A 20,354-nucleotide genomic window follows, 5' to 3' on the forward strand; every position below is an offset into this window, starting at 1 on the left:
ATATATATAGCTCTAATTTATCAATTGCCAGAAAAGGAATGAAGCTACCTAACCTCGATTCACAAACCGTCGATCGCATCATTGAAATGGCGTGGGAAGATAGAACATCTTTTGATGCCATTGAGGCTCAGTTTGGGTTGCTGGAAAAACAGGTAATTGCCTTAATGAGGCGCGAAATGAAAGAATCTAGTTTCCAGATGTGGCGAGAGCGAGTTACCAAACGCAGTACAAAGCATTTATCTAAGCGAGAATTTATTGCAGGTCGCTTTAAATCGCAGAATCAAAAAACGTGATTGATGTTTTCAATCAAAATATGGTTCAGAACTATTAGAAGCTAAAATGCTCTAGAAGGAATAAGCCTGCGATCGCGCTTTCCATTGCCGCAGGCATCGCTTGTACCAATTGAGTGAAAACTACCACATTCAGCAACATCATGACGAAAGTTACACTCTACATTGCAGCTAGTTTGGATGGCTACATTGCTCGCAGCGATGGAGGAATTGATTGGCTATCAATCTTTGACATAGAAGGGGAAGACTACGGTTACACTGCTTTCTACGAATCGATTGATGCTATCGTCTTGGGCAGCAAGACATATGAAGTAGGGCTTAGTTTTGATCAATGGCCTTATCCGGAGAAGAAATCCTTCGTTTTCACCCAACGCCATCTCCAATCTGACCGCGAGGACGTTGTGTTTGTTTCTGACACAGTGAAGCAGGTCTTAGCAAATATAGAGGCTCAAGGTTTTGCAAACATCTGGCTCGTTGGTGGCGGAGCATTAATCAATTCGTTTCTTCAGCACAGCTTGATTGACGAATATATTATTTCAACTATTCCAATTATCTTAGGTAGCGGTATACAACTTTTCCCACCGTCTAGCCCTGAACAAAAGTTAGAGCTGATTAACTCAAAACAATATTCCAGTGGCTTACTCCAAGCACACTATAGGCGAAAATAGAAGGGTTAAAAAATTCATAATTCATAATAACGCGACTGCCATCATTGAGCCAGGGGAATCATATCATGTTCAGTTGAACACTTATCATTATGATTGACTCCAGAAAATTTTAATGATAGATGATTAGCCGGGCTTGATATCAAACCCTTTTTAATTACGAATTACGAATTACGAATTACGAATTACGAATTAGCTAAAGAAGCTTCAGAACAGCGTTGCTGAAGTCTTCATAAGGAGAAACACCGACGATAGTTTCTTCTAAATTACCATCTTTGAAAATTAAAACTGCTGGAATACTGCGAAGACCAAATTTCTTGAAAATTGGCTTGTTGCTGTCAACATCTACCTTAACAACTTTGGCGCGACCTTTGTATTCCTCGGCAAGTTGATCCATTAACGGACTGACCAAGCGGCAAGGCCCACACCAAGTAGCAGTAAAATCGACAACAACGACTTTCTCTTCACTTTCAGTTAAAACAGTATCAAATTCACTTTCTTGAACGTAAGCAACTAGTTGAGTCTCTGTAGACATTTTTTAATCCCTTGGTGTCAAACCAAAATTTCAGCAAAAAGCTAACTATACAAACTATACCCCTTTCTGGCTGTCAGATTCACCAAGGCGGCGGGAAGCCCACTTGCTTTTTGGGGTGGCCGGGATAGCCGCCTCGTCGCCGTTAACTGTTGACTGATGACTGTTAACCGTCAACCTTCATCAGTCATCAGTCTTTCGTGTTATCCCAGTTACGCAAGGTGCGTTAAGCACCCTACCAAGCTACCTAATCAAAAAATCTCATACCTTCAAGGCGTGGAAACTTCAATAATCATTCTCTCGCTCAAATAGTTCTAATAACCCAATTGTGCCTACAAAAAAAGTATAAGTAGCATACTTTATTGGTATCTTTTTTCTTGAAGGTGCATAAAAAGCTGCTATGATGCCTTCGATAAAATGGCTTGCCATAGCAAAACGCTCAATCCAAAAAATGGGATTCAGGCTGCTTGGTAAATAAGTATTATTTATTACTGCATAAATATTCCACGATTCCAATCCAATTGCACTTGTTATAAGCACTGTAGATATAATTTTTACAAAGGTAAAAATGTCTTTTTTTATTGACTTTAAGTTCATACTATCCACAAAAAATTGTTTAAAATATCTACAAGGCTCGTGAAGTAACAGACAAGTTAATGTGTGAGGACTTACGCAAAAACTCAAACTTTTATTTCACCGTGTTCTCTATGTCTCAGTGGTAGCCTGCGGAAAGCCCTCCGGGTGACGTTCGATAGCGACGCAGGAGCATCTGATTCCCTAAAGCTACACTAACAGCGATCGCTCATGGGGAAAATTCCCTTATCTATGAGACGCTTTGCGAAGGCGCTAGCCTCTCCCTTTAGGTACTTTACCGCTTTGAGTCTAAGTTTTTGCGGTAATCATTCTTAAACCCTATGTATATTATCTAAAAATTACCCTAAATGAAGATTAAATCATCAGATATTTAAAAAATGCTAAAAGTGTGGAATACTACATAGGTAGTAAATTTAATTGCATTCCATAGATTGATAATAAATATAAAGCTATGATTGCTCAACATTACAATTCAAATCATGTTGAAAACAACTTGCTTAAACAAATCAAAATTAAAGAAAATCAGCTAAAAATTGCACAAGAATCTAACATGCTTCATGTAGCGGAAGCATTACAGAAAGAATTATTAAAGTTACAGTCTCAATTATCAGAGCCGCAAGACGTTGAAATCCAAGCGTTGATGAGTTTGCTAGACGATTAAGATTGTAAATTTGTGTTGCAAAGTTTATTGAAAGCACAAAAACTCTGTTTATAGGAACCAGAGTATAGTGGTTCTGATGCCTGAGAGTGTAGCTTAGGTGCTATAGCTCAAGAATTAGCGATCTAAGGTGTCATAAAAGTATGGTGATTCTTACTTAGAGTAAGATGTTAGGGTTTCTGTTGGGTATATGGTCTTTTTTTCTGCGGTACTGAATCAATCTTAAGAACAGGTTTAATTGGGCGCACTTGCCTTTGCCTAAGAATTTGAATTTCTCTCTCAATCGAACTTTTGCCTTGCCTAAAAAAGTCTTGAGAATTATATGGAATTAAGTCACGGGATAAATGTTGAGCTTGTGCTGGAGTCAAACTAGGAAGGGGTTGTTCGGCATTGACAGCAGTCTGTACAGCCAGGAAAAAGGCTGTTGAAACCACCAAGGGTTTTATTTTGATACAACCGCTGAATATCAGGTTTAACATGATTGATACATCTATTCCTCGATTTATCTGTTACTTTTTCGTAGAAGCTAACTAAAGAGTTGCTTCAGCTTAAATTTCTTGTCCTTCAGGTGGGTTTAGTTTGTGTAGCCCCATAATTCTATTCTCAGGGCTTCAACTCTCTGGTAAACTAGCAAACGCCTGCTCAACTAACTCCTTTGCCTTAGCATCCAAATGCAGCCAATCCACTTCACCCACTTCATCAATTAAACTAGTATCAATAACAGCAACTTCCTTCTCTGGGGTGTATTCAATAAAACACACTTGATAACACAATTCCCATAAATCGATACTAGCTTCTTGCTGTTGACGCTGCAAACGTAGATGATATCCTGGATGGGGCATTGGCAAACGAGCAAGAGTTTCTCTGATTTCATCTGCTTCTTGGGGTGTTGCAGTTTCCATTCCTTGCAACAACTCAGTCACCAATGCTTTGATTTCATCAGTGGTGCTAGGCGGCCAAATCAGGACATCGTGGTAAGTTCCCGTCCAGGAAGATTCATCAAGGGACTTGCGGATATTGTCGATAACGCGAATGAAAGCAGGTTGCATGAGGATTTCAGCCTGCTGCCATGCAACTGAGTTTGTTATTTTAGGTGGCATTGGTAGTAAACAGGGGCACTAAAAGAAAAATAAACAGTCTGCGTTTATTAAAAAGCTGCGTTTTTAATCTAAATCTTTTCTCAAGATAGCGGATTTCATTGAAGAAAATTTGGAGATATTTATTACCAGCTGGAAAATTAGGTAATAACTCTGGGGAGTGAACATGATAGGCAAGCTACTAGACCATCGTTACCAAGTAATTCGAGTCCTCGCAATGGGAGGATTTGGTCAAACCTACATTGCCCAAGATACTAGGCGGCCCGGTAATCCCATTTGCGTTGTCAAGCACCTTAAACCCGGAACTGACCCCAGAGTTTTTGATACTGCTAAACGCCTGTTCAACAGCGAAGCCGAAACTTTAGAAAAATTGGGCAACCATGACCAAATACCCAGGCTGCTAGCGTACTTTGACGAAAACCAAGAATTTTATTTAGTACAAGAATATATTGAAGGACATACCCTAGCTGAGGAACTTATACCTGGTAAGCGCTGGAGTGAAAGGCAAGTAATTCAACTGTTACAGGAAGTTCTGGAAATTCTCGAATTTGTCCACCGCCAAGGCGTGATTCACCGCGACATCAAACCGGATAATATCATCCGTCGCGCCTCAGATAATAAGTTGGTTTTAGTAGACTTTGGGGCAGTAAAGCAGTTACGTACACAACTGGTAACAGTGGGCGCACAACCCTCTGCCACAGTAGTTATTGGCACTCCTGGCTACATGCCTACAGAACAAGGGCAAGGTAAACCCCGCCCCAACAGTGATATCTATTCCCTCGGCATCATCGCCATTCAAGCATTAACAGGATTATCGCCAACAGAATTGCAAGAAGACCCGGACACGGGCGAAATCATCTGGCAGCAATCAGTAACCGTGAACTATCGACTGGCAGCAGTGTTGTCCAAGATGGTACGTTATCACTTCAAAGACCGCTACCAAAATGCCACGGAAGCACTGCAAGCATGTAAAGACGCGATTAATCCTGTACCAGCATTTTCCACGCCTCAAGAATCTGCCAAATCCCGACCTCAAGTATCTCGGCTGCAAACTGTTGCAGTTGCACCAGCAAATCCTGTCCCCGCTAAACCTGCGCGTAAAGACTCTAGTAAATCCGACCCATGGCCGATATTAATTGGCATCTTATTGGCGGGTGGTGCAGCTGCCTTGGTAGCAAATATATATCCAAATGTGAAAAATTTAGCTTTTAATCTTACAGGTAACGATACTGCCTTAGCAAATAAATGCTCGGCTGTTGTCGTCGGAAATTCTAATATTCGTTCTGAACCTAGTTCGATAAATTCTGATAATATTGTGCGAACAGTTGGTGATAATACTAAATTTGAGGTGACTGGTAAACGGACAAAACGGGGTTGGATAGAAGTTAAACTTAACTCTGGGCGTTTGGCTTGGGCGCACTCGGATGTAATAACCAATAATGGAGAATGGGCTTCTTGCCTGCGCGAAAAAGGTATTGCAATTAAGACAGTAAATGATAGTACCCTGATTGCTACTCGACCAACTCCCAAGGCAAAACCAAAATCTAGGGATGTAGTAACTCCATTACCAGAAAAGCCAAATGGTTCAACTTCCGACGCTGGGAAAACAGAACGATCGCAGCCTAGTGATAACAGTGCCAATATTATAGAACAAGCAAGACAGAAGTATGAATCAGGAGATATAGTTGGAGCGATCGCACTTTTAAGATCGATTCCAGCAAATGCTGCTTCTGGTATTCAAGAGACAGGCAAAATGATTGCCCAGTGGCAGGAAGATTGGGCTAAGGCAGAGGCGTTATCTAATGAGATCAATAAAGCAATAGATGATGGTAAATGGGATAAAGTTTTAGATTATAGAAACCATCCAGAAAAATTGCCTAATACTAAATACTGGCGAAACAAAATAGAACCATTATTTAAACAAGCAGCCGAAAATCTGGCAAAACAGGCACTACCTAAACCAGAAAATCAAGGTAATCAAAAGGCTACCCAAGAAGAACTTCCTAATACTAACCAACCTGCTACTACAGAGAGTCCTAATGCTACAGAAACTCCAGAAAGTGGCTTTTAAACACTGCTTACCTCGTTACCAGCTAGAGCTGGTAATGCCTACAATGAGGACTGCCGCTTCTTAAATTCACAGCAGCAGTCCAACAAAAAATTTCCAGGTATAACCTGGAAACAAGATTTTAAATAGGTTTTTATCTGTGGTTTGATTTTCCCTATTAGTGCATTTCGTCGTACTCTTGGGCTTCAACTCGTCTTGCTTCCATCCGCGAAGCAGGCAAAAACTCAGCACGACGGACTGGAACCAAGGGCGGCGTATTTCCTTGGTAGGGGTGAATCACTTGTACAGTACGCGCTGGACGCTGCCGTGGTGAGAATAAAGCCAATACACCAGCGACTACAACACCACCACCAATAGTAAGAGTTGCGCCTCCCACAGCCCAAAGCATGGGTGAAGACCACCAAGAAGGATTTTGCGGCTGGAGTGCTGCTGATTTTTGTTGGTTATACTGCTGGGCTTGTTGCCACTGCTGCTGAGTATTGAAATTTTGAACTTGGCCTTGGAGTTGTTGATTTTGCAACTTCAGCTGTTCATTGTCGTTTTTTAAACGCTCCAACTGCATCTGCGTGTTCAGCTTCTCCATTTCCAGACGCTGGTCAGTATTGGGAGCAACTGCCGGCTGATTAGGATTGGGATACATTGGTTGCCCATAAGGGCCATAGGGATACATTTGTGGCTGCATTCCCGGCGCTACTACAGTCCCTGGCATTTGCGGAGCAACAGCAAAGTTAGGCTGTAAAGGGGTATTTGTTCCTTTGAGCAATACGAGAGCCGCCAGCCCAGCTACGGCAACCCCGCCGATAAACGCCATACTCTCACTCATCGCCTGTGCTCCTCAATTGCGACGTAACTATAATCATTTGTGACTGACTCACTCTCACACTCACACTCATAAATTATGCCTACTTGATTTCACATAATACTCAAACTATAAGCGACTATATCAGCTAGTTTTTTTACATCTTGATATCTGATGTTAATATTCAAGACTATAAAGGTCAAATTGTCTACCAAGCAAGGATAGAAAAACTACACTGTTATACTTTTTTAATCTACTTTACCCCTCTAATCAAGAGGAGTATTTGTGCTGCTGTTGTTGGTCTTGATGGCAGCCTTGAGACTTTGGCAAAATTCAGCGATCGCATTTAGTCCCTGCTCTGGGGTACCTTCTGCTAACCGTTTCACAAAAGCACTGCCCACGATCGCAGCATCTGCGCCCCATTCCTTTACCTGACGGGCTTGTGCCGCTTCGGAGATGCCAAAGCCTACACCGATGGGTTTCTCAGTAACACCACGAATTTGTTTGAGTAAATCGGACACGCGGTTTTCCAGTTGCGATCGCACCCCTGTAACCCCTGTGACGCTGACTAAATAAATAAATCCTTGAGAAGAATGAGCGATCGCTTCGATCCGTTCAGCAGAACTGGTGGGAGCGATCAACAAGATTACATCAATTCCCATCTCACTAGCTGCTTGGAGCAATCCTGCTGCTTCCTCTAAGGGCAAATCAGGTATTACCAATCCTGCAACCCCAGCAGCAGCAATTTGCTGAAGAAATTTTTCAATCCCCCGGTGCAAAATTGGGTTGTAGTAGGTAAATAAAATAATCGGCGATCGCAATTTGGGAGTAATCCCTTGCAACATTTCCAGCACCTGCTCTAATTTCGTACCTCTTTGCAAGGCGCGGGTAGCAGCAGCTTGAATTACTGGGCCATCAGCCAGAGGATCGGAGTAGGGTATGCCCAGTTCTATAATGTCGGCTCCACTACGATCTAGAACCTGTAAGGCTTTTGCTGTTGTTTCTAAATCTGGATCGCCAGCAGTAATAAAGGGAATTAGAGCGCACTCACCATTGTGCCCAAGGGTTTCAAAGCAATCAGAAATCGCAGTCATTAGTCATTAGTCATTAGTCATTGGTCATTGGTCATTAGTCGTTGGTCATTTGTAACAAACACAGGACAAACGACAACTGACCAATGATAACTTTACACCTGAGATTGCTCTTCTTGTTCTATTTGGGCTTGAATTCGTGCTAGTTCTTCGGGAGTAAGCTCATCTAACCGCTTTTGCAGAAAGTCTTGCTCATACTGTTCCCGCTGTTGGTGGTAGGTCATTTTTTGTCCCACCGCGCGGAAAAAGTAGGTGGCTAACCAGCCAACTAACCCACTGATTAGTAAGACTTGGCTCCATATACCAGCTTGCTGATTATCCAAACCAACTAGCTGCAATCCTACATATGCCAAGCCGCCAGCAATAAAAACGCCTAAGCCAATTCCAATAGCGTCAATCCGTCGCATGAGAGTTATGACCTACCAATCTAGTTAAACTTCAATTTGCCGCCGTTGCGGTCGAAAATTTAGAAACGGCGATAGAACCAATAAACCCGGAAAGAAGAAGAACACCAAAAAGTACATAAAGGTACGCTCGATGGAGGTAGCTACATACCAACGCTGCTTCAGGTACAGTAAGACAGCAATCGGGATTACCAGAAGGTAAGCTCCAGCCAAAATCAGATACAGCAGGGCGACAATCATAAACTTTCAAGTCTTAAGCATCTGTTTTCCATCATAGGCTGAAGAGCCAGACTCAGGAAAGTATAGGCATGACGCTTTTAACATAACTTTCTCGTCTATATCCAGATTGACTGATAAAAGGTGATATTATGCTATAATCATGAACTCACTAGCAAACTAGTGCTCTAGTCACACAAGATCGAAAACTCATTCAGATTGATCACGAGGAAACAAGGAAAACTTGCAACTCTGGAAAACAATTCCACAATCTGGAAAAAATATTTTCAATCTAGTTGGACAAAAGACACAATTGATGGTGGAATAGATGAGGAGGTATTTGCTGCCTCCAAAAAATAACTAGTTATACTAGTTGCAAAAAACCTACGGGGGTGTGGCGGAATGGTAGACGCTACGGACTTAGATAACTGAGCCTTGAAGGAGAAATCCCTCAAGTGGAAGCTCTCAAACTCAGGGAAACCTAAATCTGGCGACAGACATGGCAATCCTGAGCCAAGCCCAAAAATTTTAGATTTGTGATTTTAGATTTGTGATTAGTCTTCAATCCAAAATCCAAAATTGAGGGAAGGTGCAGAGACCCGACGGGAGCTACCCTAACGTTAAGACGAGGGTAAAGGGAGAGTCCAATTCTCAAAACCTGGTTTTGCTAAAGCCATCAGGTAGCAGTGAAAACTGCGGGAGAATGAAAATCCGTTGACCGTAATAGGTCGTGTGGGTTCAAGTCCCTCCACCCCCATTAAAAATTGAAAATGCCAAAAGGCTCCTATATAACGTATGGGCGGGTTGTATTTAATGGTAAATCAACTCGCCCATATAGTTTTGTATTGGCTCTGATTGTTAAAACTATAGCGGTTCCAATTTAGATGCGGTACAACATTATATCGCAAGGTGTAGGGGCACGGTATGCCCATTAGGTGTCAACTTAACGTGAAAGCCAGTCTAAAAGCAGCTTTTAGATATTGTCTCGTTCCCAGCCGGAGACTGGGAATGCCGTCCTTGGGGCTGCCGCCTCCCTTGCTGGCGGCAGAGCCGCTTTTAAGTTGCATTTCCAGCCCAGAGGCTGGAAACGAGATTTGAACGAGATTTGAAAAGGCTTTTAGCTTAAGTTGACATGTGTGGGTATGCCGTGCGCCTACGGCTGTACCTCACGTAAACGAGAACCGCTATAAGTAATTTCACTGCGCTTTTTGATAAAGTATTAAACAACTTGTGATTAATACTTTATTTATAGTCTTAGTTAATCAAATTTGTGTAAAAAGATTACTGAATCTCTGAAGAATAGATTGATACTACTGTTCACCAAGGTTAAGCTGGTAATAATATGAACAGGAAGCCTTTTTATCCTGATAACTAGAATGAACGCTAATAGTTTATCAATTAGTCAGGAAGATCCCGATTGTGTTACGTCTAACTCTAGACAATTAAATGTGCAAATTGCACAAGATGAGGTTTACAGCTTCTTCGTGGAAATTGCCAAAAAATTGCCACCAGAGGATGTTTTACGGGAATTCAAAGGTTTATTTATAGACGGTCTTGATTCACAAGATTCTTATTCCATACCTGGAATATACAGCATTTTTTTAGATGATAACGAACAGGAATTCTGTAATACTCTTAAACGGTGTATCTACATAATAATTAATACTTGGAAAACCAATCGAAAAGACAAATATATCCAAGAGTTAGTTAATTTATTTACTAGTGAAAACCTGAAAGTAAAAACCAATAATTTTCCAGCGATAAATATTTGTAAAAGCTGGCTAGAGAATTTCATAAACAGCAAAGACTACCAACAACTAAAATTATTTGCTGCTAAATATGAGGAATCATTTAAAGGTCATTGGGCTAATCGCTACACTTCTTATCTATTAGTTGATCAATCTGTTGACCAGAATAATTCAAAAGAGCAACAAGAGGCTGCCAGAAAGCTCTCTCAACAGATAAAAGACAAATTTAAGTTTGAACTGGCAATGTATATTGCTCGTTCTCAATCTGCTATCTCAAGTACAACACGCTACACAAATCCCAGTATTTTGGGAGATCATGCTCTGCGTTTAATAAAAGCAATTGTATTGAAAAGAGGGATGTTTAGCCATGAGAACATTGCCCATATATTTATCAAGCAAACTCAAAATCAAACTCTTGAAGAATTTAAAATAAATATCGAAAAATATCTATTTTTTTCTGTAGAAAAACAAGAATCAGTAGAGAGTTGGAGACAGAAGTTTGCCGATACATTATCCTTATGGAAAACAGATTACAATCAAGAAATTGTTACTAAAGAATTGTTCTTGAGAACTTGTAATCGAGTAATTGATTGCTTGACAATAGAAAATGGAAAAGAACCTTCGTCATTATTTATCTTATTACTTAATCAAGGTCATTCTCTAACATTAGTAATTATATTGCTAAAAATTATTTTTATCTCGAAAAACTCTCGGAAGCATTTAGAGATTAAGATTGCTCATCTGATTCGTTTTTACGAAAAGTATCCAGAAGAGGAATGCAAGGGGATAATAAATTTTATCGAAATTTTTAATATTACATTTGCAATTTATGCAGAAAACGTAGAATATAACTTGATTAAGATGGAAGAAGAACAAAACAGTAATCCGCAGTTGAATCTTGATGGTTATCGTGTTTTTTCACAGATGAAGGTAGATAGACACAAATTAGTGTCGCCTGATTCATGATTTAGCAAGACGTTCATCTAACCAAGCGAAAGCAGCACCCGCAGTTTCAGCTACAATACTAATGAGGCGATATAGAGCGATCGCACTAAATACTAGGGCAGATGGAAAGTGGTGTCGCAAAAGTTCATATGCAGTCGCTTCAAACACACCTAACCCACCAGGCGCACCCGGAATAACAAATCCCAACAACCAAGCGCAGCTAAAAGCCCCTAATAACAAAGGAATTTGATTCACATTCAACGAACCCAGGGCGAACATAGTTAATATAAACCCAGTTCCACGCAATCCCATAAAGCCCAATTCTCCTAACAAAGGTCGTACAGGGTAGCTTTTAAGACTGAAAGGAACGGTTGGTTGAGTGTTGGTAACAGACTTTTTTGCTTTCAATTTGTACAAAAAGCGAATAACTGGGTTTAAAAACCAGGGATGAATCGCACAAAGAATTACAGCTAAAATCAGCAATTGTAATATTTGCTGAACAAGGGTAGTGTTAGCTGCCGCAAATTGGCTACTGCATAGGACAATGATGATTAAAGCAGCCGCTAGCATGAGTAGCGGTTCTAGCAAAACGCTTAAGGTGGCTGCACCAGCAGAAACATTGGCATTTTTGGCGGCTACAATTCGCCCGTAGTGATGCCAGATATTACCTGGTAAATACTTTGCTATGTTTGTTTTTAGGTAAACCTGGATGAATTGGGAAGATGATATAGGTTGATTTAACTCTTGCAGAATCCAAGTCCAAATCCAGCCTGCCCAAGTATGTGCTAGTAAAGTGATGCCTGTAGCGATCGCTATAATTGCCCATCCTACCCCATCAATGCGGATAGCAGTCACTTCAATCCAATTATCCTTCAGAGCTTTCGCTAAAAAAAACAGCGTTCCGCCCAAAATTATCCAGCGTAAAAATTGCTTCATGAATTTAGTAATTTAACGGTTAGAGCAACAAGGGCTGAATGCCTCAAATATTACAGTACATCAGCTACCTATCCAAAGCTTTGCAAGTATCAAACAGGTTGATGTAGTGCTTTTTCCGAAAAGCATATTATTTTATTTTATATCTCTCTAGAGTTAGATAAAAATATTATTTATGTACTAATTAAAATGTAGCCTGCGCTAGAGGTACAGGTCATTTTATTATTCATATCCTTAATAGAGGTTATCGAAACTGAGCGAACCAAAACAAGCACAATAACTTGCTGACCAATTCAATGATTCAGCAAAAGCTTAACTTATTAATATTTTGGATTTTGGTAAGGAGGACTACGTGAACGCTGTGAGAGTATTCTTGAAAAAAATAAGATTGCGCCAGATATTAACTATCTTTTTAGCTGGACTCTTGTTGATAGGTAGCACTGCTTGTAGTGGGGCAAATGCTCAAGGTGCAAATCCACAAAATCCTGCTGTACAAGCTGGCGGAGCAAACAATCCTTATAAGAATGGTGGAGACAAGTATACCAACTATAGAATGTCTACCGATCCGAAAATAGCAAACCCAAAAGCCAATCAGGGACGCGACCAAGCTAGCTTACAACCAAGTTCGGAATTGTTGATTGCTACAGCAGATAGAGAATCCAAGATACTCTATCCTGGTGCTGAGACACCAGCAGGTCGAATCAACAAAGAAGCAGAGTTGCCATTCATCACAGATAAAGACTTCCGTCAGCCTGAACCCGGTGGTTTGATTCAGAATGAACCAAATGTTGGAGATCGGGTTCAAGATCGGATTGAAACTGTAAAAGAGGCTGTTGAAGAAGCTTCTGGCTTTTTGAAAGATAAGGCAGATGAAGCTAGTGCTAGACCTGAATTACAAAGAAATCCAGCAGTAGGCAGATAAAATCCTTATTTTGTCTGAATACTTGGAATACAAAATTAATTCCAAATGCCATCTTGGTTGAAGTTTAACTTAGTCACAAAAATGCAAGGAGTAGAAGCATGAAAAAAGTAAGTACTTGGCTGAAAAATATTCGTCCCTTGAAAGTTTTAACTGTTTTTTTAGCAGGAATATTTTTATTCCTGACACAAGCTTGTGGTGCTCCGGGAGTAGCAACACAGCCACCACAGCCTCAGGATCAATCACCTTATTCCAAACGATATGATCCTACAAAAGATTATCCTCTCTCTTCTCCCGCTGGTGGAATGAATAACTTTAGTGATGTAGAACCCAGAGGAAGATTAGATGAAAAGGCAGCTAATGACAGAGCTGATGCGCTGGCAAAAAATGCTCAAAGAAATATTGAGCAGAAGGGAATTGACAGCCCAGAGCAATATGGCCGAAATTACAAACAAGGTACACCCTTTGGTGAAAGAGTGAAAAACCTGGGTGAAGATGTTGGCAGTTCCGCTGATGAATTGCGAGAAGGCGTAGTTAAGGGTACTCAGCGCGGAATTGAAAATATTAAGGGTAATACCCAAAATGCTGCCGAAGACTTGACAAAAAATGTTCAGCGTGGGGCTGAAGATGCTGGTAAAAATGTTCAGCGCACAGCTGAGGACGCAGGCAAGGCAGTAAAGAGAACAGTTAGAGACGTTGATTGAAATTAGTCATTCAATCTTTTGCAAAACCTGAAAGCGCCCACAGACTCAAGTCTGGGGCCTACCTAAAAAAAGCCTGCCTACGCAGGCTTTTATAAGTTTTAGGTGGGGTTCAATTCTTCAGTTAAATAATTACGAATTTTAAAGACGCTATTTCTGTTTGTGGTTTGTCTGCTCTAAGAATAAAACAGATTGGTAACGTTCCCCTGCAACTCTGTAATCTCTACCTTCGTATTTTCCTACTGCGGCGTTGTCTCCTGCGTTGGTGTCGGTGTAGGAGTAGCGGTTTCTATAGGAGTTGGTGTAGGAGTTGGTGTCGGTGTGGGCGTTGAGATGGGAGTTGGGGTAGGTGTTTCTGTGGGCGTGGGTGTTTCCGTGGGCGTTGGTGTTGGTGTTGGCGATGGGGCAGGAGTGGGATTTTCTGCTGTAATGCTGAGTTGATAATCTACTGCTTTTGATGCTGTAGAAACCACGACAAACTCGTAAAATCCGTTTTCTGGTAATTTCGTTGACAAGCTACGCTGGGTAGAATCTTCTAAAAATCGAATTTTGCCAGAGGGTGAATAGACTGATAACAAAACTTGGGAATTTGCTTGTAGCTTCAAGTCTAGAGATTGCTCTTTGGCAAGTCCAGCAATGAATACTTTACCACCACCAGGTTGGAGAGTACCGCTGACTGTTTTACCAGTAGCCCCCGGATCAAAGACAATTTTCTGGAAAGCGCTACCGGCGAGGATAGCACTGAGTTTATCGCTAACAAATCCGTACCAAACTTGTCCAATGGGCTGCTCTTGGAAATTTTTACCCCGCTGCTCAGGGAATACACGTAAGAAAGCCGCATCTCCTAAATCATACAAAGAACGACTACCAACGTTAATTTTATTGACTTCCACTTTCCAGCGATCGCGTTCAGCAGTTGTGTAAGTTCCCAACTGTCGGCGTGTATTGGAACTCAGTGGTGCTAGTTTTTCTAGCAATTCTGAGGCTGTTTTATCCCATTCTGCCCGCAAACCCTCATCTTCAGGGCCATTACTGAGAGTGCGTCCCCGTAAACTAGGATTTCTGTCCCAAAAAACTTGATTCACCAAGTTCACATAGAAGTTAGAGTCAATAGCCAACTGTTGACGGCGATCGCTTAATCTTTCTTTACGCTGCCGTTCGGCTGGTGAATATTGCGCTAAAGGATCGGTTGGCTGGTCACTGGTTGGAATTGGGCTAGCTGTAGGATTAGGTTCGACTTCCCCAATATCGCGGTTGCTATTGACTCCCCACCAAATTAATCCGATTGTGCTAAATAGTACAGCCGCTACTAGGAAGGTTTTTGTTGGTGTCCACCAGCTTGTAGGCTGAAGGGATGGGGAATATGAGGGAGATGAGGGGGATGGTGGAGGTGGAGAGACGGCAACGGTAGCGGATGTGGGTTGTGGTTGTGGCGGGGCGGGATATTGAGTTGGGGGAAAGTTAGCTGGGGGCTGGTTAAGGGCTTGGAGTACTTGATGGGCTGATTGATAGCGATCGCTAGGTCTAGCAGATAGCATTTTATCTAATACCTGTGCCAAAGTTTGACTCAGGCTAACTTCCCGTTGCCACTGCCAGGTAAGATTGTACGTATCAATTAATTCTTGGGGTTGTTTTCCTGTCAGTAAAACCAACATTGTTGCGGCCATTGCATACAAGTCGCTGTGGGGAGATACTAACCCAGTTTGCATCTGTTCTGGGGGCGCAAATCCTATCTTACCCAATAGGGTTGGTGATGGGGATGATGCAACTATGCCGGGTTGGTAATATTGGGAAGCAACGGTTGCTACTACTTGTTTGACACCACCAAAATCAATCAACACTGGCAGTTTGTCAACAGTGCGAAGCATTAAGTTATCGGGAGAAATATCTCGATGAATAACACCTAGTGAATGGATATACTCCAACACTGGCAAAATTTGCTGCAACAATTGGCGTACTTCTGCCTCTGTAAAGCGCAAACCTTGCTTTATCCGAGCATCTAACAACGAGTTGTAAGTTTCCCCTTCTACATAATCTTGTACCAAAAACAGATATTCTTTGCCCCCTAAGTTCATGCGAAGCAGTTCCCGGAAGCGGGGAATTTGGGGATGTTGCAGTTTATAAAGAACACTTGCTTCTCTCTCAAACAGTTCTTCAGCTTTTTGAACAACGTAAGCGGTTTGAACTTGGGGGGAAAATTCCTTTAAAACACAAAGTTCGCGGAAACGGTTGACATCTTCAGCTAAATAAGTGCGTCCAAAGCCACCCTGACCAATTTGACGTACAATCACATAGCGATCGCCTAAAGTTAGTCCCGGTTGGATACTATAACTTATGGGTGTATCCAACAATTTTTCACCGCACTGGAGACAAAAGCGACTACCGGGGGAATTTTCATGTCCTTTAGAACAATATATTTTAGTCATTAGTTATTAGTCATTAGTTATTAGTTATTCTTCCCCAGTGCCCAGTCCCGTTACTTGCCAGATTGTACTTTACTGACTTGATCAGCTGCGATCGCATACCAAATTTGACCAAAAGTCTGTTGGTTCAGTTTCCCACGCTGCTGATCAGGAAACAACCGATCAAATTTTTCATTTGTGTCTTTGGTCAGCTGATCAATTGTATAGTTTCCAAACTGCCCTGATCGCGCAAGTCGTCTCCATGTATCGTAATCTTTTTGACTATAGTTCCCCAATCTGCGACGAACTGCTGTACTGAGGTTGGCCTGTTCTAGTTTATCCAACAAATCATCAGCGATACCAGACCATTCATCTCGTAAACCCGCGTCTTCAGGTTTAGATGTGAGGCTACGTCCCTTTAATTCCGGTTTTTTTGTATAAAATAAATTATCTACAAAGGGTATAAAAAATCCTTCAGTAATTTCTAGCTCTTGACGACGACTGATAATTTCCTGGAGGTTGCTATTTTTTCCTTTGTCGCTGACTGGTTTACCGATCGGATTTGGAAACTGGGGAATTTGCGGTAATGAAACTGAAGGTATAGTAATTGAAGTTACGCTCCGAATCACCGCATTTACTACCGCCCAAGCACCTGCGCCGGTTAAGACAACTAAAGCTGTCCCCCCTAAACTCATCACAAAAGGACGAATCCAAATAGGTAAAGATATTGGTTTAGCAATCGCTTGCGTTTTGTTCTGGAATCTACTCACAATAGCGCTGGCGCGTTGTCTTCCTGGAGCAACGACCATAGTTTTTATCTTGGTGGTAATATAATTACCTGCGGATTTACTAGCAGTTGACGATGGTAAATCTTTGAGGATTTGCTCGGCTCGTTGGTAGCGATCGCTCGGTTTATAAGCCAGCATCTTTTTTAACACCGCTTCCAGTTGCGGACTCACTCGGATTTCCTTTCCCCAACCCCAAATTCCCTGATAGCTGTCGTATAATTTTTGCGGTTCTTGTCCTGTGAGTAACACCAGTGATGTCACCGCTAAAGAATATAAATCACTACTAAAAAATGCTTTACCCTGCCGTAGTTGTTCCTCTGGAGCGTAGCCTTTTTTACCTAGCAAAGTGTTATTTTCAGCCAGCTTAGTCCGCCAAAAACCTTGAGAAGCCGGCAATTGCTTGACACCACCAAAATCAATCAGCACTGGCAGATTATCAGAACGTCGCCAAATTAAATTGTCGGGAGAAATATCACGGTGAACTACATCTCGTGAGTGGATGTAGGATAACACAGGTAAAATTTGTTGCAGTAAAGTGATTATTTCCTCTTCACTGAAGGTTTTTCCTTGATTTTCACGCTGTTCTAATAATTGGTAGTAATTGTCACCATCCACATAATCTTGCACCAGAAAGAAAAAATCTTTAGTGCCTATTTTCACTTGTAGCGAGGCGTGAAAACGCGGAATTTGTGGATGCTGGAGTTTTTTGAGAACATTGGCTTCTCGCTCAAATAACTCTTTAGCTTTTTGTAAATCTTGATGTTCTTGAACTTGGGGTGCAAATTCCTTCAGCACACAGGTTCGATGGGATTGACTTATATCCTCAGCCAAATAGGTGCGTCCAAAGCCGCCCTGCCCTAGATGACGGATAATTTGATAGCGATTATCCACAACCTGTCCCACACCAAGAGGTAATGGCTCACCACAATGGGTACAAAAGCGGTTACTACCATTATTTGTGTGTTGTTTACTGCAATAGAGCTGCATGGTGCTGAAGGATAAATTAAGGTTTTATTGAGTAACTACAACGCGCATACCCTCATTTTCGGATATCCTACGAATTACGTTAGCGCAGCGGTAGCGAGTCCGCTTACTCTGTAAGAGTTGCAAGCTACGCTTCTAGCGTCTCGTAGAGAGCGTCATTACGAATTACGAATTACGAATTACAAATTATTTTAACGGTGTTGGTTCTACTTCAGGATAAACAACAAGCGTCATGAACCGCAAATCAAGACAGCAGCAAGTAATTAAAGCATTTGAAGATTTTTTGTCTACCCCCCTAGAAACGCTACTGCAACGGCATCTCAACACTCAAACTTCGGCAGCGTTGAGTTTATTTCACGATGTGGCGGCTAATGTGCCAGCTTACAAGGCTTTTTTAGCAGAAAGGGAAATTAATCCCGCGACTATTCAAACCTTGGAGGAGTTTCAGAAACTCCCAGCGATCGCTAAACAAAATTATATACTGCGTTATCCCTTAGCTGACTTGTGCCACAACGGACAATTAGAAGCGTGCGACATGATAGCTGCTTCTTCCGGTTCCAGTGGAAAACCGACATTTTGGCCTCGTTTTTTCACAGATGAACTCCAAATTGCCACACGCTTTGAACAGATTTTTCATGATAGTTTCTATGCAGATACCAGACGTACCCTAGCTGTGATTTGTTTCACTTTGGGCACTTGGGTAGGTGGGATGTTTACTACTAATTGCTGTCGTTATCTTGCTAGCAAAGGTTATCCCATCACTGTAATTACTCCTGGTAACAATAAAGAAGAAATCTTGCGAGTTGTCCAAGAATTAGGTTCAGCATTTGAACAAGTGGTGTTATTGGGATACCCGCCATTTTTAAAAGATGTCATTGATACTGGTATCGCCCGTGGTGTGGAGTGGCAGCAATATCAGATTAAGTTAGTTATGGCGGGAGAAGTATTTAGTGAAGAATGGCGGAGTTTAGTTGGCGAAAGAGTTGGTTCACAAAATCCTTGTTATGATTTTGCATCACTTTACGGCACTGCGGATGCGGGAGTTTTAGGTAATGAAACACCGTTAAGTATCTGCATTCGCCGTTTTTTGGCAGAAAATCCCGATGCCGCTAGAGCTTTATTTGGGGAATCGCGTTTACCCACGCTAGTACAATACGATCCTTGCAATCGCTTTTTTGAAGTTCAAGATGGCGGATTGCTATTTTCGGGAGATAACGGCATTCCCTTAGTGCGTTATGACATTTTAGATACTGGCGGGATAATTAGTTATGATGCCATGCTGCAATTTTTAGCAGAATGGGGATTTAACCCGCTCGAAAATCTCCGTTCTGACACTCAAGAATCATCTAGAGGTATTCATCAGCTACCTTTCGTTTATGTCTTCGGTCGTTCTAACTTTACAGTTTCCTACTTTGGCGCAAATATCTATCCCGAAAATGTAACGGTGGGATTAGAGCAACCAGGAATTCAAGAATGGGTGACGGGTAAATTCGTGTTGCAGGTGAAGGAAGATGCTGACAAGAATCGATTTTTATCTGTGGTTGTGGAGTTAGGAGCAGGGGTAGAGGGTAGTGAAGATCGAAGACTTGCGATCGCATCTTCTATTCTTTCACAACTGCTACGTCTAAATAGCGAGTTTGCTAATTATGTTCCGGTAGAGTATCAAACACCACAGGTTACATTAGCGTCTATGGGGGATGCAGAATATTTTCCCATTGGGGTGAAGCATCGTTATACGCGTAAATAGTACTAGGCGCGATGAATCAAATACAGAAAGACGCGATGAATTAGCAAGAAGACGCGATGAATCGCGTCTCTACAAAGGGGGATGGGGTGGTTGTTCGCGATGGGCTATGCCCCGCCGTAGGCATCGTTTTCCCAATTGATTGGGTTATTGATAATATATTGTCTAATTTGATCGAGGGCAAATTCATCACGAATTATGTTGTCATGAAACCTTTCTTGCCATCCAAAACTTTCATATATTTGATTAATTTCAAATGTACATCGTCCTTTGTACCACCTAATAATTTTAGAAAGGGAATTTTTAGACAACATAGGATTAAATAACCCAGTAACCCCACCCCGTTGAATATCCCCCCTTGTAGAGACGCGATTCATCGCGTCTTCTTCCTGTGTTTGTGGATTCATCGCGTCTTCTTCCTGTGTTCGTGGATTCATCACGTCTTCTTCTCGTATTTGATTAATAACCAAAATCCCATGAATATGATTAGGCATGACGCAAAATGAATACATCTGGCAATTAGAAAAATGATTAGGAATCTCACACCACAATTTATGAGCAATTTCTCCAATTGGCGATCGCTGCATTTCACCCTGCACAACCTCACCAAAAAAGCATTTTTTATCGTCGGTGCAAATAGTAACGAAATATCCGGCATTGCTGGCATAACTCCATGCTGGCAAACGGGTTGAGTCAACTCGATATTTACCTTTGTATTTAGGTTTGTTGTTTTCTGGTTGAGGATCGGAATGATTCATGATTACATCTTTGATTGA

General features: G+C 41.6%; 20 protein-coding genes. 8 read left to right on the forward strand and 12 right to left on the reverse strand.

Features of this window, described 5'->3' with window-relative positions:
- Positions 1-38: 38 nt before the first annotated feature.
- Positions 39-293, forward strand: coding sequence for a TIGR03643 family protein (locus ACEYW6_RS02725; RefSeq protein ID WP_196513697.1), 255 nt, complete (start codon positions 39-41; stop codon positions 291-293).
- 140 nt (positions 294-433) lie between these two features.
- A complete protein-coding gene (locus ACEYW6_RS02730) occupies positions 434-958 on the forward strand; it encodes a dihydrofolate reductase family protein (RefSeq protein ID WP_412978520.1) in 525 nt (174 codons plus the stop codon).
- Between the two features lie 193 nt (positions 959-1,151).
- Here the strand turns inward: ACEYW6_RS02730 and trxA are convergent, their stop codons facing one another.
- Positions 1,152-1,490, reverse strand: a complete 339-nt coding sequence (gene trxA / locus ACEYW6_RS02735; protein ID WP_412978521.1) for a thioredoxin — start codon at positions 1,488-1,490, stop codon at positions 1,152-1,154.
- 282 nt (positions 1,491-1,772) lie between these two features.
- Complete coding sequence (locus ACEYW6_RS02740) at positions 1,773-2,084, reverse strand: hypothetical protein (protein ID WP_412978522.1); 312 nt, start codon at positions 2,082-2,084, stop codon at positions 1,773-1,775.
- Positions 2,085-2,532: 448 nt separating this feature from the next.
- Between ACEYW6_RS02740 and ACEYW6_RS02745 the strand changes: the two genes are divergently transcribed.
- Positions 2,533-2,742 (forward strand): hypothetical protein, encoded by a 210-nt coding sequence (locus ACEYW6_RS02745; protein WP_190891594.1) that lies wholly within the window; start codon positions 2,533-2,535, stop codon positions 2,740-2,742.
- Between the two features lie 167 nt (positions 2,743-2,909).
- Here ACEYW6_RS02745 and ACEYW6_RS02750 read toward each other — a convergent pair whose 3' ends face one another.
- Both ACEYW6_RS02750 and ACEYW6_RS02755 read right to left on the reverse strand, forming a co-directional pair.
- The gene (locus tag ACEYW6_RS02750) at positions 2,910-3,218 is read right to left on the reverse strand and encodes a hypothetical protein (protein ID WP_190891592.1); all 309 of its coding nucleotides are present in this window, start codon (positions 3,216-3,218) and stop codon (positions 2,910-2,912) included.
- A gap of 132 nt (positions 3,219-3,350) precedes the next feature.
- Positions 3,351-3,839, reverse strand: coding sequence for a hypothetical protein (locus ACEYW6_RS02755; protein WP_412978523.1), 489 nt, complete (start codon positions 3,837-3,839; stop codon positions 3,351-3,353).
- A gap of 163 nt (positions 3,840-4,002) precedes the next feature.
- On the opposite strand from ACEYW6_RS02755, the gene ACEYW6_RS02760 reads away from it, so the two are divergent.
- Positions 4,003-5,907 carry a protein kinase domain-containing protein gene (locus tag ACEYW6_RS02760; protein ID WP_412978524.1) on the forward strand — a complete coding sequence of 635 codons (1,905 nt, stop codon included), beginning with the start codon at positions 4,003-4,005 and terminating at the stop codon, positions 5,905-5,907.
- A 154-nt stretch (positions 5,908-6,061) separates the two neighbouring features.
- On the opposite strand, the gene ACEYW6_RS02765 is transcribed toward ACEYW6_RS02760, so the two are convergent.
- The 4 genes from ACEYW6_RS02765 to ndhL form a co-directional block, all read right to left on the reverse strand.
- On the reverse strand, positions 6,062-6,727 hold the full coding sequence (locus tag ACEYW6_RS02765; protein WP_412978525.1) for a heterocyst differentiation related protein: 666 nt from the start codon (positions 6,725-6,727) through the stop codon (positions 6,062-6,064).
- 242 nt (positions 6,728-6,969) lie between these two features.
- Positions 6,970-7,797: a tryptophan synthase subunit alpha gene (gene trpA / locus ACEYW6_RS02770; RefSeq protein ID WP_412978526.1), complete on the reverse strand. Its 828-nt coding sequence runs from the start codon at positions 7,795-7,797 to the stop codon at positions 6,970-6,972.
- A gap of 92 nt (positions 7,798-7,889) precedes the next feature.
- Positions 7,890-8,201 (reverse strand): DUF3007 family protein, encoded by a 312-nt coding sequence (locus ACEYW6_RS02775; RefSeq protein WP_190891582.1) that lies wholly within the window; start codon positions 8,199-8,201, stop codon positions 7,890-7,892.
- A gap of 24 nt (positions 8,202-8,225) precedes the next feature.
- A complete protein-coding gene (gene ndhL / locus ACEYW6_RS02780; RefSeq protein ID WP_190727800.1) occupies positions 8,226-8,438 on the reverse strand; it encodes an NAD(P)H-quinone oxidoreductase subunit L in 213 nt (70 codons plus the stop codon).
- Positions 8,439-9,790: 1,352 nt separating this feature from the next.
- On the opposite strand from ndhL, the gene ACEYW6_RS02785 reads away from it, so the two are divergent.
- Positions 9,791-11,128: a hypothetical protein gene (locus tag ACEYW6_RS02785; RefSeq protein WP_412978527.1), complete on the forward strand. Its 1,338-nt coding sequence runs from the start codon at positions 9,791-9,793 to the stop codon at positions 11,126-11,128.
- Here ACEYW6_RS02785 and ACEYW6_RS02790 read toward each other — a convergent pair.
- Positions 11,123-12,043, reverse strand: a complete 921-nt coding sequence (locus ACEYW6_RS02790; protein ID WP_412978528.1) for a lysylphosphatidylglycerol synthase domain-containing protein — start codon at positions 12,041-12,043, stop codon at positions 11,123-11,125. The genes ACEYW6_RS02785 and ACEYW6_RS02790 overlap by 6 nt on opposite strands.
- A 349-nt stretch (positions 12,044-12,392) precedes the next feature.
- On the opposite strand from ACEYW6_RS02790, the gene ACEYW6_RS02795 reads away from it, so the two are divergent.
- Entirely contained in the window at positions 12,393-12,962 is a 570-nt protein-coding gene (locus ACEYW6_RS02795) for a DUF6658 family protein (protein ID WP_412978529.1), read from the forward strand.
- Between the two features lie 98 nt (positions 12,963-13,060).
- Complete coding sequence (locus ACEYW6_RS02800; protein ID WP_412978530.1) at positions 13,061-13,663, forward strand: hypothetical protein; 603 nt, start codon at positions 13,061-13,063, stop codon at positions 13,661-13,663.
- Positions 13,664-13,899: 236 nt separating this feature from the next.
- Here ACEYW6_RS02800 and ACEYW6_RS02805 read toward each other — a convergent pair whose 3' ends face one another.
- Both ACEYW6_RS02805 and ACEYW6_RS02810 read right to left on the reverse strand, forming a co-directional pair.
- Complete coding sequence (locus tag ACEYW6_RS02805; protein ID WP_412978531.1) at positions 13,900-16,086, reverse strand: protein kinase domain-containing protein; 2,187 nt, start codon at positions 16,084-16,086, stop codon at positions 13,900-13,902.
- Positions 16,087-16,136: 50 nt separating this feature from the next.
- Positions 16,137-17,837, reverse strand: coding sequence for a protein kinase domain-containing protein (locus ACEYW6_RS02810; RefSeq protein ID WP_412978532.1), 1,701 nt, complete (start codon positions 17,835-17,837; stop codon positions 16,137-16,139).
- A gap of 229 nt (positions 17,838-18,066) precedes the next feature.
- On the opposite strand from ACEYW6_RS02810, the gene ACEYW6_RS02815 reads away from it, so the two are divergent.
- Positions 18,067-19,581, forward strand: a complete 1,515-nt coding sequence (locus ACEYW6_RS02815) for a phenylacetate--CoA ligase family protein (protein ID WP_412978533.1) — start codon at positions 18,067-18,069, stop codon at positions 19,579-19,581.
- Positions 19,582-19,685: 104 nt separating this feature from the next.
- Here the strand turns inward: ACEYW6_RS02815 and ACEYW6_RS02820 are convergent, their stop codons facing one another.
- Positions 19,686-20,336 (reverse strand): transposase, encoded by a 651-nt coding sequence (locus ACEYW6_RS02820; RefSeq protein WP_412978534.1) that lies wholly within the window; start codon positions 20,334-20,336, stop codon positions 19,686-19,688.
- Positions 20,337-20,354: the final 18 nt, after the last annotated feature.

Origin of the sequence: Nostoc sp. UIC 10607 (genome assembly GCF_047228265.1) — a bacterium.
Taxonomy (GTDB): Bacteria; Cyanobacteriota; Cyanobacteriia; order Cyanobacteriales; family Nostocaceae; genus Nostoc; species Nostoc foliaceum_A.